The following is a 15,679-nucleotide window of genomic DNA, read 5'->3' as shown; positions in this document are numbered from 1 at the left end:
ATTCGCTCCTGACGGGTTCTAGGTCGGCAACCCGACCGCACGTTCCCCGCTGCGCCGCTGCTGAATAACAACCGCCGCCACCAGCAATGAACCCTGAGCGACGTTCTGCCAGAACGTATTCACACCAACAACGTTCAGCCCGTTGTCCAGCGCACCGAGCAGCACAACGGCCAGCAGAGTGCCACCGATCGTGCCCTTACCGCCCTTCAGCGCACACCCACCCAACGCCGCCGCGGTTATCGCCTTCAGCTCGAGCCCTTCACTACCCGAGACCGGCTGCCCGGAACCGGTCCGCGCGGTCAGAATGATCCCGGCAATCGCCGCCACCGCACCCGCGAGCACGAATACCGCGATCAGGTACTTGTTGATATTGATCCCGGAAAGCCTTGCGGCCGTGTCGTTCCCGCCGATGGCATAGATATTGCGGCCGATATCGGTGTACTTCAGCAGCACATGCATACCGATCGCGACCACCGCGAGAATGACCACCGGCACCGGCAGACCCAGGATCTTGCCGCGAGCGATGAAGATGAACACATCGTCGCCCAGCACGAAACCTTGTGCCTTACCACCGGATATCAACTGCGCGACGCCCTTGAACGCGGCCAGGGTGGCCAGTGTCGCGATCACCGGATTGACGCGTCCGTAGACGATGATCAACCCATTGATCGCTCCGAGCACCAGCCCGACACCGATCGCGGCAAGAATGCCCAACCAGGGGTTGTCAGCGGTCGCGGTGAAGGCCATCGCGCTGATCACCGACGCGACACCGGCCTGCGAGCCGACCGAAATATCGAGCGCACCACAGATGATCACAACCGTCTGGACCACCGCGAGCAGACCGAAAACCGTTACCGCTTCACCGATTCCGGCCAGATTCGCCGGATCCAGATAGCCGTCGTTGAGCCAGGCGAAGATCGCGACGACCACCACCAGTGCGCCGATCAGACTGAGATTTCCGGTGCCGATTGCCTGCACCAGCCGACGCATTGCCGCGCCGCGAGCCAGCACCGAAGGCGAGGCTACGGCGGCTGGGATCGAAAGTTGTTGGTCTGTCATGGGTTTCCTCGCGATGTATGCGATAGGTCGGCGGCCATGGCCAGCGCGAGAATCGCCTCCTCGCTGGCCTCTTCACGGTCCAGTTCGCCGGTGACCCGGCCGTGTTGCATGACCACGATCCGGTCGGCCAGGCCGAGCACTTCGGGTAGCTCCGAGGAGATCACCAGTACCGCGACGCCGGATTCGGCCAGTTCCTCGATGATGTGGTAGATCTCGATTTTCGCGCCGACATCGACGCCACGGGTGGGCTCATCCAGGATGAGCACCTTTGGTTTTCGGGCCAGCCAGCGGGCCAGCACGACCTTCTGTTGATTGCCACCGGAGAGCTTGCGCACCTCCTGCTCGATGGAAGGCGTTCGCACCCTGAGCGAGTCGACGTACTGACGCGCGAGTCGCCGCTCCTCGCCGCCCCGGACGAACCGCAGCCGCCGTAGGCGGTCGAGCATCGCGAGCGAAATATTGTCGCGCACACCGCGATGCAGCAGCAGCGCTTGCGCCTTGCGCTCCTCCGGCGCGTACCCCATCCCGGCCCGCACCGCATCTCGCGGTTGCCGCAGACGCAGTTTCTTACCGTCCACTCGCACCTCGCCGGAGCGGATCGGCAGATCACCGGCCAGCGCCCCGGCCAGTTCCGAGCGACCCGCGCCGACCAGCCCGGCCAGCGCGACCACCTCACCGGCGCGCACCCGCAGACTCACCTCCGTCACATCGTCGGTGGTCACCGCATCCGCGTCCAGGACCACCCGGCCCGGCGTATTGTGCTTGCGCGCGAATAGCGTCGACAGATCCCTGCCGACCATCATCCGCACGATCTCGCGATCGGTGGTCTCGGCCGTGGCCCGCTCACCGACGAGCGCGCCATCGCGCAGCACCGCGACCCGATCGGCCAGCCGGAAGATCTCGCGCATCCGATGCGACACATAGATCACCGCGAGGCCCTGCTCGCGCAATCGACCGATCAGCGCAAACAGCGATTCGGTCTCGTGGTCCGATAGCGACGAGGTGGGCTCGTCGAAGGCGATCACCTTGGCATCGGTGGTCAGCGCTCGCATGATCTCCACCAATTGGCGTTGCGCCGCAGTCAGTTTCGAACCGACGGTGTCCGGATCGAGGTCACGGTCGAAGCCGAGTCGGGCGAGGTCGGCGCGCATCCGTTCGCGCAGGGCGGCTCGGTCGAGCAGACGGCCCGAGCGTCGCGGCAGCGATCCGAGATAGACATTCTCGGCGACGGAAACATGCGGCACGATCTCCGGTTCCTGGCCGATGACCCGGATTCCGGCCGACCGCGCGTCGGCGGGGGTGGCCAGCTCGAGTCGCACACCATCCAACTCGAGCCGGCCACCATCCGGGCGGTGATCGCCACCGAGGATGCGGATCAGGGTGGATTTACCCGCCCCGTTCTCACCCATCAGGGCGGTCACCGCACCAGCGGGAAAATCCAGGCTCACTTCGCGCAGGGCCGGCACCCCGGCGAAGCTCTTGCTCAGCCCGGAGACCCGCAGTCCGGTCAGCTGCATGTGACGCCCGCCTGCTGCCAGTTGGTCGAGTCGACCATCTTGGTCGGCGCGTAGGCCTCGGGCGGCATCTGCTTGCCGTTCTTCAGGTAGTCGTAGATCGTCTGAACCGACAGTGCGCCAACGTCTTTGCCATTGATGAACAGCGCCGCCTTGAAGCCGGTCGGCTTGCCGCCGCGCCATTCCTTGCAGGCCAGATAGGCGCCGAGGCCGACGCCGAGCACATTGTCGGCGGAGTATCCGGCGTTCTGGATCGCCGCGACGCCGCCGCTGACGTTCTCGTCGTTGCAGCCCATGACAATCCAGTTCTTCACCGACCGATTGCCCGATACCGTCGCCGAGATCTTGTTCTGGGCGTCCGAGGGGGTGTTGTCGGTGCCGACCTCGATCACCTTGACGTCCACGCTGGCGGCCTCCTTGAAGGCCTTCTCGTTGGCCTTGACCCGGTCGGTGCACACGGTCACATCCTGTTTCCAGGCATCGATGATCGCGGTCTCCTCCGGCTTCCACCCGGCCTTCTTGAAGTCCTGACCGGCGCGGGTGCCGACCTCGGTGCCCATCTGGGTGCCGCTGAAGCCGACCCGCGGCACCAGATTGTCCTTCGCGCAGGACGACGGATCCGGCCCGTTCGTACAGACCTGGTCATCGGAGGTCAGCAGCGCGACACCACCGGCCTTCGCGAGCTGGGCGACCTGCGGACCGACCGACGGATCGGGCACCACGACGATCACACCGCTGGCCTTCTGGTTGACCGCGTTCTGTACCTCGGTGACCGCCTTGTTCGCGTCATTGCCGAGATTCACCACCTTCAGATCGATGCCCAGCTCCTTGGCCTTCGCCTTCGCGCCCTCGGCCTCACCGATGAAGTACTCCTGATCGCCTTGCTTCTGCGCGTAAACCAGGCTGATCGCACCGGTGGTGTGCTGCGGACCGGTCGCCTGCGAATCGTCCTTGCCCGACGAGCAGGCCGATGCGGCCAGCGCGAGCGATACCCCGCAGAAAACGGCTCTGGTCCAACGGCTTCGGTGGGTCCAGGACATGGGGTGCTCCTCTGAATACTGCGCCGGGCACTCGGCGTCTTGTAGTGACCTGGGTTACAGTAGGACTTCGGATAACCGTTGTAAATAGTGTTGTCAGAAGTGCTCGGGTAGCGTCTGCGAATATCAATCGGAAGGAGATGGCCCGACCGTGTACCAGCTGACCGCGCGCGATATCCGCCGCCGGAATCGGTTCTACGTACTGCAGGCGGTCTACGCCGCCGAGGGCCACACCAGCCGTCAGGAGATCGCCGGCGCCACCGGGCTCTCGTTCGCGACCGTGGGCAATATGATCGCCGAACTGCTCGATGTCGGGGTGCTCGCCGAACTCGGCTACGACGCGCCCGGCATCGGGCGGCCGCGCGCACAGCTCGCGATCAATCCGGCGCGCGGCACCCTCGTCGGGGTCGATATCGCCGAAACCAGTATTCATTTCGACCTTTTCGACCTGGCGATGTCGGTGCTGCGGTCGGTGGAGATTCCGGTGGATCCCGCGGCCACCCGGCCCGAGGATGTCACCGAGCTGATCGTTCGCGGCATCGACGAGCTGACCGCCGACGATGCGGAGCGGGTGCTCGGCGTCGGATTGAGCGTGCCGGGATTGGTGGAACCCGAAGACGGTGTTTCGGTGTTCTCGCCGTACTGGGACTGGCACGACGTGTCGTTGAAATCGCTGCTGCAACCGCGGGTGCCGCATCCGCTGTATCTCGACAATCCACTGAAAGCCAGTACGGCAGCACATCTTTGGTTCGGAGCCGGGCGGGATGTGGACGATTTGATCGTCGTCACGCTGCGCGCCGGAGTCGGTATCGGCGTCGTCATCGACGGCACGCTCTATCGCGGCGTGACCAATAGTGCCGGCGAGTGGGGGCACACCAACCTCGTCATCGACGGACGCGAATGCCGCTGCGGACGTCACGGCTGCGTCGAGGCCTATGTGAGCGCACGCGGCATCGTGCGGACTCTGCGCGAAATCGCACCGGCCAGCCCACTACTCGCGGCCGACGATACCGCCACCATCGCGGCCATCGCCGCCAGCGACGACCCCATCGCCAGCGCGGTCATCGAAAGGACCGGCAACTACCTGGGTGTCGCCGTCGCCAACCTGGTCAACCTCTTCAACCCCCGCACCATGGTGTTCGGCGACCTCGTCGCGAACGTCCTCGGCGAACGTCTGCTCGACGCAACCCGCCGCGTAGCCGCCCACCACGCCATGTCCGACCCCTTCGCCGCGGTAACCCTGCAACTGTGCACTCTCCCCCACAACCCCGTCAGCCTCGGCGCCGCCACCTTCGCCCTCGAAGGCTTCCTCGCCGACCGCGAAACCTTCGGCTCCATCGCCGCCCGCCGCGCCATCCGCTCGACCACCTAGCCGATGACTTATGCACTGTCCGATTCGGTTTCGAGATCCGCCACGATCGGATCACGGAATATGTTCGGTGGCGGTGACCGCAATGGCAGCGGAGCGAGCGTGTTTTGGTGACCGCCGAGCTCGCCGCAGTATTCGAACGGGCCGCGTCGATCGAGCAATTCGAACATGTGTGGGTCTGCATGCTCGAGAAACCACACGCTGATACCTGCTCTGCCATCGAGTCGGTAGTACTCCCAAGCCCGCCAGAGGGCGTCCAGGCGGGCGATGGCTTCGGCATGCTTCCACCATTCCGGACACCACACCACGTAGCCGCTCACTTGCCGCCGATAGACCAAGCTCAGATAGTTCTCGACATACTCGACGACATCCCTGTAGACAGTGACCCGCCCGCTGTCGGTAGCGGTTTCGGAGTCGGACCGGATGGGATCGGGAAACAGATGTGGTGGCGGCGATTTCAAGGGCATCGGATCGAGCATGTCTTGGTGACCATCACCTACGTTGCAGTACGTGAAGGGGCCGCGTTGGTCGAGTAGTCTGCGCATGTGCCGATCGGCGTGATCGTTGAGCCACACGCTGATGCCTGCTCCGCCATCGAGCCGGTAGTACTCCCAAGCCCGCCACAGGGCATCCAGACGTATCGTGGCCTCGGCGTGCTTCCACCATTCCGGACACCACTGCGCGTCACTGAGATCACTCACGTGCCGCCGATAGACCGGGCCCAGGTAATTCTCGACGAACTCGACTACGTTTTCATAAATCGTCGACGACGGTTGCGCTTCGCTCACCGCGGACGCACCTCCCGAATTCTCGATGTCGCGGCCGCGAAACATCCTGCCCCCACATACATTTGAAATCCGAGAGTACTCGTGGCCGCCGACATTTTCGCCGACTGGGCCGCCAGCACAGCGCGAAGACCCCGCCCGGGGTGAGGAACCGGGCGGGGTCGGGTGTCCCCCAACGAACGCCGTTGGGTTCTTCTTCGCTATCTACTTGGCCGGCGGGAACGGCGGCTGGTTGATAGTGGAGAAGTATTGGATGGCCGCGCCGATGGCGACCGGGGCTGTGATGAAGATCTGACCGGCCAGGGTGCCGAGGGCGCCTACCGCGACGATGCCACCGAGGCAGCCGATGGCGGCAGCCGGGATGAACGCGCCGAACAGGCCGATGATGGCGGCCGAGGCGACCGTGGCGCCGGCGATACCGCCGAGGACACAGCCGATGGCGCCGCCGCTGAGGCCGCCGACCAGGGTGCCGATGGTGGCGCCCATGGTGATGGTGCTGGTCATGCGGGACCAGGCGGCCTGCTCACGGTCGTACTCGTTCTTCCAAGGCGCCTTGTCCTCGAAGGGCAGCGCGACCGGCTTGTAGGTCGCGTGCCCCATGTCGAACTGTGGCGTCAGGGTGGCGGAGTGGTCGGCGATATCGGCGACGATCGGGAATTCGAAGTCGTCGACGCGGAACTTCAGCGGCATGCCGGTGAGCACGGTGCCGTTGCTCGCCTTGATCTTGAAGACGCCGTCCTCGACGACCATGGCGCCCGCGTCGGTCTCGATGATGGTCTGGGTATCGGTGGCGGCGGCGGTGAATCCGACCGCTTCGTCACCGTCGGGCTGCGCACCGGCCGTACCGGCGGCGATCCCGACTGCGGCGACCAGTCCGGCGGCCGCCGCAACGATTTTCCTCATCGTTATTACTTTCCTCTCGGATTTTCGGGGACGTCGGCGCGCGAGCGCGCCGCATGCCGGTCGCGGATCGCGCCGACAGGTTCAGAGGTCACACAGCTCTGCCTCGCTGGCGCTCGGCTCGACTGCGACCCGTCAGGTGGTTTGCCTCGCTGCGCTCGGTCACAGGTCGAGGACGAGCACCTCCGACCCCGCCCGGGAGACGCACAGCATCATCGTGTCGCCGCGTGCCTGCTCTTCGACGGTGAGCACTGAGTCGCGGTGGTCGATATCGCCTGCGAGCACAGCGGTTTCGCAACTGCCACAGGTGCCTTCGCGGCATGAGGTGATGATCTCGATCCCTGCGGCATCGAGGACGTCGACAATGGACTGAGTGGCGCCGACGCGGAAAGTTTCTCCACTACTCGCTAATCGGACCTCGAAGGAGTCGCGCGCTACGGATGCCACCGGCCGCGGCACGAACCGTTCGACATGCACGTCCGAATTGCGCCGCGCCCCCTCGGTTTCCACGGCCGCCAGCAGCGGTTCTGGCCCGCAACAATAGATCGCGGAATCGGAGTGCTCGGCGAGGATGTCGCCGATCGGCAGTAGTCCGTGCTCGTCCTGCGGCAGCAGTCGCGCCCGTGGATAGCGGCGTGCGATCTCGTCCGCGAACGCCATATGTCCTCGAGTCCGGCCGCCGTAGTACAACTCCCACCGTGCCTCCGAAGCCTGCGCAGCGGCCAGCATCGGCAGAATCGGGGTGATCCCGATACCGCCCGCGACGAATACATAGCTGTCGCGCACAAGAAACTCGAAGTTGTTGCGAGGGCGTGAAATACGCAGCTCGGTATTCGGAAATGCGGTCAGGTGCAGATATTCCGACCCACCACGTCCCTCGGGTTCGCGCAGCACCGCGATCCGCCAGTGCCGCCGATCCGCCGGATCACCGCAGAGCGAGTATTGGCGGACCCCCGCGCCGCCGACCGCCACGTCGATATGCGCGCCCGGTGTCCACGACGGCAGTTCTCGGCCCGCAACCGCGCACAGCTCGAGTGAGAACACACCCTCGGCCTCGTCACGGCGGGCCGACACCCGCACCGGAAACTCCGTCATCTGGTCCCCTCGGCTATCTCGTCTTCGCGACTACCGTCGCCGAGACAGCACCGATCCGCACCGGACGAATGCGCAGTCGATTCGCACAATCGACGTTGACTATCGACCCGACTCGGACGCCGCCCGCCCACCGAAACTGACGCCATGACCACTGTGGCGCATTTGGTGGACAAGACCACCCAGTTCATACGTGACCAGGTAATTCCGGTGGAACGCGAGGTCGTCGTCGACGGGCGCGTCATGGACGACGCGCTGCGGCTCGAACTACAGAAGAAGGCGAAGGAGGCGGGCGTCTTCGGCCCGCTGTCCGCCCCGGAGTACGGCGGACTCGGCCTGGACACCCGGGCCCAGGCGCGGGTGTTGGAAGCGGCCGGTGCCAGTCTGCTCGGCCCGATCGCGGTGAACGCCTGGGCACCCGACGACGGAAACATCCACCTGCTCGCCCATGTGGCCGATGCCGAACAGCAGCAGCGCTATCTCGCGCCGCTGGCTGCCGGTGAGGTGCGTTCAGCCATTGCGATGACCGAACCCGCACCGGGCGCCGGATCCGATCCCGGCATGCTGCAGACCGTTGCCGAAGAGACCGATGACGGCTGGATCATCAACGGCGCCAAGCATTTCACCACCGGCGCGCAGGGCGCCGCCTTCACCATCTGTGTCGCGCAGACCAGTGACGGACCCACCATGTTCCTGGTGGACCAGGACAATCCGGGGCTGAAGATCGGTCGTCGGATGCCGACGCTCGACCATTCCAGTGCACCGGGCGGACACTGCGAGGTCGCCTTCGTCGATTGTGCGGTACCGGATTCCGCCGTATTGGGCGCGGTCGGTCAGGGACTTGTACTCGCCCAGGTTCGGCTCGCGCCGTCGCGCCTGGTGTTCTGCATGAACTGGCTCGGCCTCGCCGTGCGCGCGCACCACCTCGCCATCGAACACATCAGCACCCGAAAGGCCTTCGGTGTGCCGATCGCCGATCACGGTCTGGCGCAGGGACTCGTCGCCGATAACGAGATCGACATCGCCGCGGCCCGTGGCGTGATCCGCACGGCGGCCGAGACCATCGACGAGCAGGGGCCGACATCCTCGCAGGCGCGCCACGATGCGTCGATCGCGAAAACCTTCGTCTCGGAGGCGGTCTGGCGGGTGCTCGATCGGGCGGTGCAGCTACACGGCGGACTCGGTGTCTGCGAGGACTACCTGGTCGCCCGATTCCTGGTGGAGGCCAGGGCCTTCCGCATCTATGAGGGGCCATCCGAGGTACTGCGCTGGTCCATTGCCCGTCGCGCACTGCGCAATCGCTGAAGGAGAGAAATGACTACGATATCGCGAAGCGATTCCATGAGGGGTGGCGGCCGGGTGACGGGTGGGCCTACGCGTGAAATCGTCGGATTCGCCGCCGCCTATCCCGAACTCGATTGTGCTGCGGTCGATTACGAATATCTACGGGCGGTATCGCAGGAGATGGTGCCGTTCGGACGACACGTCGGCACTCTGATCACCGAGATCTCACCGGAGCGGGCGGTCGTCGAGATTCCCGCCGTGGACACCGTGCGCAACCATATGGGCACCGTGCACGCCGGTGCGTTGTTCACCGCCGCCGATATCGGTGGCGCGGCGGCCTTCGTCGGTGCGGCCGCGACTCGCCTGGACACCGTCGAGCGACTGGTGCTGCGCGCTGGCACGGCGTCCTATCGCAAACCGGCGGTCGGGCGGATCCGCGCCATCGCCACCGTCGATCAGCGTGAACTCGCCGGTGTGCTGGCCGCCACCGCTTCGAACCGTTTCGAATTGTCCGGCAAGGCAGTGCTGCTCGATGAGGCCGATGTGATCGTCGCGAAGTTCACCTTCGACTACGTCTGCGATATCGCGATCACGGAGGCGGACCAATGACCAGCGCCGCACCCCAGAAAAATTCGGAATTCAGCACTTTGGAGTCGACCACGGTATCGACCGCCGATGGCGTCGAGTTCATCGTCCGCTTCCTACCCGCCAAGAAGTCCGATGCGCCGGTGGTGCTGATACTGCCCGCCATGGCGTTGAAGGCGAAGAGCTATTTGCGCCTCGCCAAAGAACTACATGCCCAAGGCCTTTCGGTCGCCACCTGTGATCTGCGGGCCCACGGTGAGGCAAAGCCGGAGTTCGGGCAGCACAGCGATTTCGGCTACCGCGAAATGTTGGAAATCGATTTGCCCGCAGTAGTTTCCGAGGTCCGCGCCCGTTTTCCGCAGGTGCCGATCCACCTGTTCGGGCACAGTCTCGGCGGCCAGCTCGCGCTGTTGTTCGCGGCCGCCGAGCCCGACCAGGTCGCCGGAGTGACCGTGATCGGGACCGGCACGGTGTTCTGGTGGGCATTCGGGCCGCGCCGCTGGTTCGAGGCGCTGAGCCAGATCCAGTGGATCGGCTTGGTTTCGCGCTGGAAGGGGCACTGGCCCGGCGGCGTACTGATCCCCGCACCGATGCCGGGCCGCGTGATGCGGGACTGGTCGATGCACTCGCTGACCAGCTATTATCGTCCGAAAGGCACAGCGCGGCAATATAATACGTTGCTGCGCAGGATGACGTTGCCGGTGTTGGTCATCTCGCTGTCGGAGGATGTGCTCGGGCCGAAGTCCAACGTCGACTTCCTGGTCTCCCGGATGCCGAACGCCCGGGTCACCCAGTGGCATATCGACGAGCATGCGCCGGTCGAGCACCGCGATCACTTCCAGTGGGTCAAGGATGCACCGGCGATCGCGGCCCGGGTGGCGACCTGGGTCGTCGCGGGCGAGCTGCCGGTCTAGGGGATCTGGTGGCACGACTGCGCATCGAGCGGGTATCCAAGCACTTCGGCACGACCTATGCCGTGCGGGAGGTGAGCCTGGAGATCGCCGACGGTGAGTTCATGGTGTTGCTCGGACCGAGCGGCTGCGGCAAATCCACCCTGCTGCGAATGATCGCGGGTCTGGAGGATCCGACCGGTGGCCGAATCCAGCTGGACGACACCGATATCACCCATCGGGCACCGCAGCAGCGGGACCTGGCCATGGTATTCCAGAGCTACGCGCTGTATCCGCATCTGACGGTGGCGAAGAATATCGGCTTTCCCTTGCGGGCGCGGCGCACACCGCGCGCGAAAATCGCTGCGCGGGTTGCGGAGGTGGCGACAGCGCTGGGATTGGACGAGTTGTTGCGCCGCAAACCCGCCGCGTTATCAGGCGGACAGCGACAACGAGTTGCCTTGGCTCGAGCCATGGTTCGTGATCCCGGTGCGTTCCTGATGGACGAACCTTTGTCCAATCTGGACGCAAAATTGCGCAGTGCCACTCGGGCTGAACTGATTGCGCTGCATCGGGGATTGGGAGCGACATTCCTCTACGTCACCCATGACCAGGTCGAAGCGATGACCATGGCGGACCGGATCGCACTGCTCAATGACGGTCAGGTCGAGCAGGTCGGCACCCCGACCGAACTCTACGACCGTCCCCGCTCGACCTTCGTCGCCGGATTCCTCGGTGCGCCGCCGATGAATCTGTTTCCCGCGGCGGTCACCCAGCGCGACGGCCGCCTGTTCCTGGTGGCCGATGGCATTGACACCGAATTGGACATCACCGCAGCGGATTTCGATGCTGACGTCGACGTCGTCGCCGGGATCCGCCCCGAACAACTGCGCATCGACTCCTCCGACCCCGCCATCCGCGGGCACGTGACGATGGTCGAGAACCTGGGCAGCGAGGAACTGATCCATTTCAGCACCGGCGAGCAGACATTGTGCGCCCGCGCACCGCGTCCGGCCGGCGTGCGCGCCGAGGAGCCGATCGGGTTGCGCGTGGATCCCGCGCACCTGCACCTGTTCCACCCCGAATCCGGACTGCGCCTGAATTGGCGAGAGCCGCAGGAGGATTCGGTAGCCGATGGCACTGTCGTCGCCGTCGCCTGATTCGTAACAACCCCTTCATCGATGAGGAGAACCACCGTGAAACGCACCGTGCCCGTATTGGGCTTGGTGTTCGCAACCACCGTCGCGCTCAGCGCCTGCGGCGGACTCGGGAGCACCACCACCGACTCGAATGCCGACACCGCCCAGATCCCGGAACTGAAGCCGGATCAGCAGGTGTCCATCGTGTTCGAGTCCTACAACTACGGTCTCGCCGGGGCGTGGACCGACACCTTCAACGCGCTGATCGCCGATTTCGGCAAGAAGTTCCCGAATATCAAGGTGACCGCGCAGAAGCCGCAGGGCAATAGCCCGAATCCAGCCACCGACACCATCTCCAGCATTCAGAACCAGATGGTCGCGGGCACCCCACCGGATGTCGCGCAGCTCGGCTTCAGCGATCTGGACTACACCATCCACCAGCTCGGCGCCAAACCGCTGGACACGCTGGTTTCCGAGCCGGAGGTGCAGCGCAACTTCGACGGGGCCAAGTACCCGTTCGCCCCGAAGGCGCGCACGCTCGCGGATTGGGACGGCCACACCTACGGTGTCCCGTTCGTATTCTCCACGCCCGTCCTGTATTTCAATGCCTCGCTGTTCACCGAGGCCGGGCTCGATCCGGCCAAGCCGCCCGCCACCTGGCAGCAGGTCTCCGATGCGGCCGCCGCGATCACCGGGAAGACCGGCAAGGGCGGTGTGTATATCGATTGCCTGACCAAGACCGCCAAGGACTGGTGCTTCCAGTCGATGGTGCGCTCCAATGGCGGCCGGGTCATCTCCGACGACCGCAAGGCGCTGTCGTTCGCGGACGCGCCCGCGGTCGAGGTCACCCAGATGAGCAAGCAGCTGGTCGATTCGGGCAGTATGCCGAAGTTCAACCAGAAGCAGGGCTATGAAGCGTTTGCACGCGGTGAGATCGGCATGATCCTGGAGACCAGCGCGATCCAGGGCACCTTCGTCACCGGCGCCAAGGACAAGTGGGATCTGCGCGCGGCACCAATGCCGAGTTTCGGCAGCAAGCCGACCGTGCCGACGAATTCCGGTGCGTCGCTGCACATTCTGTCCAATGACCCGGCCAAGCAGCGGGCGTCGTGGGAGCTCATCAAGTTCCTCACCAGTGAGGACGCCTACACCAAGATCTCGCAGGGCATCGGATATCTGCCGTTGCGCACCGGCTTGATGGACGATCCGAACGGGCTGAAGACCTGGTCGGAGCAGAACCCATTGCTGAAGCCGAACGTCGCGCAGCTGGCGAATATGGAGCCGTGGACCTCCATGCCGGGCACCAACTATCTGCAGATCCGCGACGGCATGATGGACGCGGTCGAGTCGATCGTGTTCCAGGGCAAAGATCCCCAGCCAACCTTGACCACCGCCCGGGACCAGGGCGCCAAACTCCTGCCCGCGTCATGAGCACGGTGACCGTCGTTCAGCTGACCGATACCCACATCCGGGCCACCGGGGAACGGGTACACGGCATGATCGACACCTACGCCAACCTCACCCAGGTGCTGCAGCAGCTGCGGGCCTCGCGGCAGCGCATCGACGCGCTGGTGTTATCGGGAGATCTGACCGATAACGGGTCACCGGAGGCATATCGGCGGCTGCGTGATGCGGTGGAGCCGGTGGCCGCCGAACTCGGCGCACGGACGGTGTACACGATGGGCAATCACGACGAGCGCACCGCGTTCGGCATCGAGTTGCTCGGTCTGGATTCGGTCGACCCGGACGTCACCCACGACCAGGTGGTCGACGTCGCGGGACTGCGGATCATCTCGCTCGACAGCAGCACACCACACAGGCACGACGGGCGGCTCGAGCCCGAACAGCTCGACTGGCTGACCGATCAGTTGCGCGAACCCGCACCGCACGGCACGTTGCTGGTGCTGCACCATCCGCCGATTCCGTCACCGGTCGCCGCGACCGAATATCTGCGGCTCGAGCAGCCGGAGTTACTCGAGGAAGTGCTTGCGGGATCGGATGTGCGGCTGATCATCTGCGGGCACAACCACCTGACGGGTGCGGCCGCGCTCGGCGGCATTCCGGTGTGGATCGGGCCCGCACTGGCGTACCGCATCGATACGATCGCGCCGCTCGGACGGCACCGGGGCCTGACCGGATTCGGTTACAGCCGCATCGATCTGCTCGGTACGACACTGGTGGCCACCGCGATCGAGGCGACGCCCGCCGAAACCGTCTACGACCGCGCCGAAGCCGATGTACTCGAACAGCTGGCCGCGCTGGCCGCTGAGGCCAGGTAGATGTTCGTAGTCGAAATGCCCGCTGCGGCACCGGATACCGTGCCGGTGCCGCAGACCCGCCGCCGCGCCCGGTTCCGCCGGGCGGGGCAGTTCGTGGTGCCCTACCTGTATCTCGCGCCCGCGCTGTTTCTGCTGGTGGTGTGGATCTATCGGCCGCTGGTGCAGGCATTCGAGTTGTCCACCTACTCGTGGAATCTCCTGCCGACCTCGCCGATGAAGCCGGTCGGCACCGGCAATTACGCACGGCTGGTGGCACTTCCGGCATTCTGGGATTCGGTCGGGCGGACCGGGGTGCTGATCGTGGGCATGCTGCCGTTCACCGTTGTCCTGCCGGTGCTCATCGCGCTGGCGAGCAGAAGGGTGCGGGGCCGGACCATCTATCACGCCTTCATATTCGTGCCGTTCCTGGTGGCTCCCGTCGCGGCAGCGGCGGTTTGGCGCTGGCTGTTGCATCCCGGCAGCGGCTTCATCGATCAAGTGCTCGGCTCGAATCGCAACTGGGTATATGACGCGGGCACCGCGCACGCAGTCGTCATCGGGATCACCGGCTGGCAGCTGCTCGGGTTCGCGGTGCTCGTGGTGTGGGCCGGATTGGCCGGTATCAGTGGCGATTACGACGAGGCGGCGCAGGTAGACGGCGCGAGTCCGGGACAAATCCGGCGCTGGATCACATTGCCGCTGCTGTCCCCCACGCTGCTGTTCCTGGTGCTGACCACCGTACTGCTCAGTCCCACACTGACCTTCCCGCTCATCGACTCGATGACACAGGGCGGGCCGGCCCAGGCCACCACCAATATCTATTACCTGCTGTGGGACTACGCCTTCCACAGTTTCGACGCCGGACTCAGTGCGGCGGCCGGCGTGCTGTTGTTCGCCGGATTCGGAGTGATCGCCGGGATCCTGGTGTGGATCTCGGAAAGGGTTGCCTTCCATGATGATTGATCGTTTGCGGACCGCGAGCAGCCATCTGCTGCTCGCGGTCACCGCTGTGGTGTGCGTCTTTCCGATCTATTGGCTGTTCGCCACCTCGCTGCAGCGGCCCGAGGATGTCACCTCGCTCTCGCCCTTCCCCTGGCCGATCTCGTTCGCGAACTACACCGATGCCGCCGAGAAGGTCGATGTACTCGGCTTGATCGGCAATACCTTCTTCGTGGCGGCATTGTCCGCGGCCGGACAGCTGCTGGTGGCGCTGTTGGCCTCCTACGCGTTCGCGATGTACACCTTTCCGTTCCAGCGGATCCTGTACCTCGCGTTCGTCGGGACCTGGCTGGTTCCGTTCCAGGTGACGATGCTGCCGAACTATGTGCTGCTCACCCGGCTCGGGATGGTCAACTCCCTGATCGGCGTAGTCTTGCCGACCTTGTGCTCGGCACTCGCGGTGCTGCTGATGCGCCAGCACATGGCCAGCTTTCCGAAGGAACTCGTCGCCGCCGCCAAAATCGACGGCCGCTCCTCCTGGTCCATCCTGTGGACCGTCGTCGTCCCCAACCTCCGCCCCGCCCTCGCCGCCCTGGCCATCCTGCTGTTCATCAACGCCTGGAATGAATACTTCTGGCCCGCAGTCGTTCTCCGCCAATCCAACAGCGTGCTCCAGCTGGGTTTACGCAGCTTCATGGGCACCGAAGGTGATCAGTGGGGGCCGATGATGGCGCTGGCCAGCCTGGCCTGCCTGCCGGTGTTGCTGATGTACCTGCTGCTGCAGCGGCACATCGTGAACGCCTTCGTGCGGTCGGGGTTGAAGTAGTG

At 64.9% G+C, this 15,679-nt stretch carries 15 protein-coding genes; 9 read left to right on the top strand and 6 right to left on the bottom strand.

Annotated elements, in window-relative coordinates; genetic code table 11:
• Positions 1-18: 18 nt before the first annotated feature.
• Genes AB0J47_RS02330 through AB0J47_RS02320 form a run of 3 tightly spaced genes read right to left on the bottom strand, consistent with a single transcriptional unit; the run spans position 19 to position 3,613 of the window.
• Positions 19-1,059 (bottom strand): ABC transporter permease, encoded by a 1,041-nt coding sequence (locus AB0J47_RS02330; RefSeq protein ID WP_364339537.1) that lies wholly within the window; start codon positions 1,057-1,059, stop codon positions 19-21.
• Entirely contained in the window at positions 1,056-2,576 is a 1,521-nt protein-coding gene (locus tag AB0J47_RS02325; protein ID WP_364339535.1) for a sugar ABC transporter ATP-binding protein, read from the bottom strand. The genes AB0J47_RS02330 and AB0J47_RS02325 overlap by 4 nt, the downstream gene beginning before the upstream one ends.
• The gene (locus AB0J47_RS02320; RefSeq protein ID WP_364339533.1) at positions 2,567-3,613 is read right to left on the bottom strand and encodes a substrate-binding domain-containing protein; all 1,047 of its coding nucleotides are present in this window, start codon (positions 3,611-3,613) and stop codon (positions 2,567-2,569) included. The genes AB0J47_RS02325 and AB0J47_RS02320 overlap by 10 nt, the downstream gene beginning before the upstream one ends.
• Before the next feature lie 148 nt (positions 3,614-3,761).
• On the opposite strand from AB0J47_RS02320, the gene AB0J47_RS02315 reads away from it, so the two are divergent.
• A complete protein-coding gene (locus tag AB0J47_RS02315; RefSeq protein ID WP_364339531.1) occupies positions 3,762-4,982 on the top strand; it encodes an ROK family protein in 1,221 nt (406 codons plus the stop codon).
• 8 nt (positions 4,983-4,990) lie between these two features.
• Here AB0J47_RS02315 and AB0J47_RS02310 read toward each other — a convergent pair whose 3' ends face one another.
• The 3 genes from AB0J47_RS02310 to AB0J47_RS02300 form a co-directional block, all read right to left on the bottom strand.
• Positions 4,991-5,767 carry a DUF4913 domain-containing protein gene (locus AB0J47_RS02310; RefSeq protein WP_364339529.1) on the bottom strand — a complete coding sequence of 259 codons (777 nt, stop codon included), beginning with the start codon at positions 5,765-5,767 and terminating at the stop codon, positions 4,991-4,993.
• Between the two features lie 201 nt (positions 5,768-5,968).
• Complete coding sequence (locus AB0J47_RS02305; protein ID WP_364339527.1) at positions 5,969-6,667, bottom strand: hypothetical protein; 699 nt, start codon at positions 6,665-6,667, stop codon at positions 5,969-5,971.
• Between the two features lie 159 nt (positions 6,668-6,826).
• The gene (locus AB0J47_RS02300) at positions 6,827-7,759 is read right to left on the bottom strand and encodes a PDR/VanB family oxidoreductase (protein WP_364339525.1); all 933 of its coding nucleotides are present in this window, start codon (positions 7,757-7,759) and stop codon (positions 6,827-6,829) included.
• Between the two features lie 144 nt (positions 7,760-7,903).
• On the opposite strand from AB0J47_RS02300, the gene AB0J47_RS02295 reads away from it, so the two are divergent.
• Genes AB0J47_RS02295 through AB0J47_RS02260 form a run of 8 tightly spaced genes read left to right on the top strand, consistent with a single transcriptional unit; the run spans position 7,904 to position 15,677 of the window.
• Complete coding sequence (locus tag AB0J47_RS02295; RefSeq protein ID WP_364339523.1) at positions 7,904-9,061, top strand: acyl-CoA dehydrogenase family protein; 1,158 nt, start codon at positions 7,904-7,906, stop codon at positions 9,059-9,061.
• 9 nt (positions 9,062-9,070) lie between these two features.
• The gene (locus AB0J47_RS02290) at positions 9,071-9,649 is read left to right on the top strand and encodes a YiiD C-terminal domain-containing protein (RefSeq protein WP_364339521.1); all 579 of its coding nucleotides are present in this window, start codon (positions 9,071-9,073) and stop codon (positions 9,647-9,649) included.
• On the top strand, positions 9,646-10,539 hold the full coding sequence (locus AB0J47_RS02285) for an alpha/beta fold hydrolase (protein WP_364339519.1): 894 nt from the start codon (positions 9,646-9,648) through the stop codon (positions 10,537-10,539). Before AB0J47_RS02290 ends, AB0J47_RS02285 begins: the two co-directional genes overlap by 4 nt.
• An 8-nt stretch (positions 10,540-10,547) precedes the next feature.
• Positions 10,548-11,675: an ABC transporter ATP-binding protein gene (locus AB0J47_RS02280; protein ID WP_364339517.1), complete on the top strand. Its 1,128-nt coding sequence runs from the start codon at positions 10,548-10,550 to the stop codon at positions 11,673-11,675.
• A gap of 36 nt (positions 11,676-11,711) precedes the next feature.
• Complete coding sequence (locus AB0J47_RS02275; RefSeq protein WP_364339515.1) at positions 11,712-13,085, top strand: ABC transporter substrate-binding protein; 1,374 nt, start codon at positions 11,712-11,714, stop codon at positions 13,083-13,085.
• Positions 13,082-13,933 carry a metallophosphoesterase gene (locus AB0J47_RS02270; protein ID WP_364339513.1) on the top strand — a complete coding sequence of 284 codons (852 nt, stop codon included), beginning with the start codon at positions 13,082-13,084 and terminating at the stop codon, positions 13,931-13,933. Before AB0J47_RS02275 ends, AB0J47_RS02270 begins: the two co-directional genes overlap by 4 nt.
• Positions 13,934-14,875 carry a sugar ABC transporter permease gene (locus tag AB0J47_RS02265; RefSeq protein ID WP_364339511.1) on the top strand — a complete coding sequence of 314 codons (942 nt, stop codon included), beginning with the start codon at positions 13,934-13,936 and terminating at the stop codon, positions 14,873-14,875. It abuts the gene before it with no gap.
• On the top strand, positions 14,865-15,677 hold the full coding sequence (locus AB0J47_RS02260) for a carbohydrate ABC transporter permease (protein WP_364339509.1): 813 nt from the start codon (positions 14,865-14,867) through the stop codon (positions 15,675-15,677). Before AB0J47_RS02265 ends, AB0J47_RS02260 begins: the two co-directional genes overlap by 11 nt.
• The last annotated feature ends 2 nt before the right edge of the window (positions 15,678-15,679 follow it).

It is taken from the genome of Nocardia sp. NPDC049737 (assembly GCF_040674755.1).
Taxonomy (GTDB): Bacteria; Actinomycetota; Actinomycetes; order Mycobacteriales; family Mycobacteriaceae; genus Nocardia.
The sequence above is the reverse complement of the archived record's forward strand: the minus strand, read 5'-3'. Positions and strand labels throughout refer to the sequence as shown.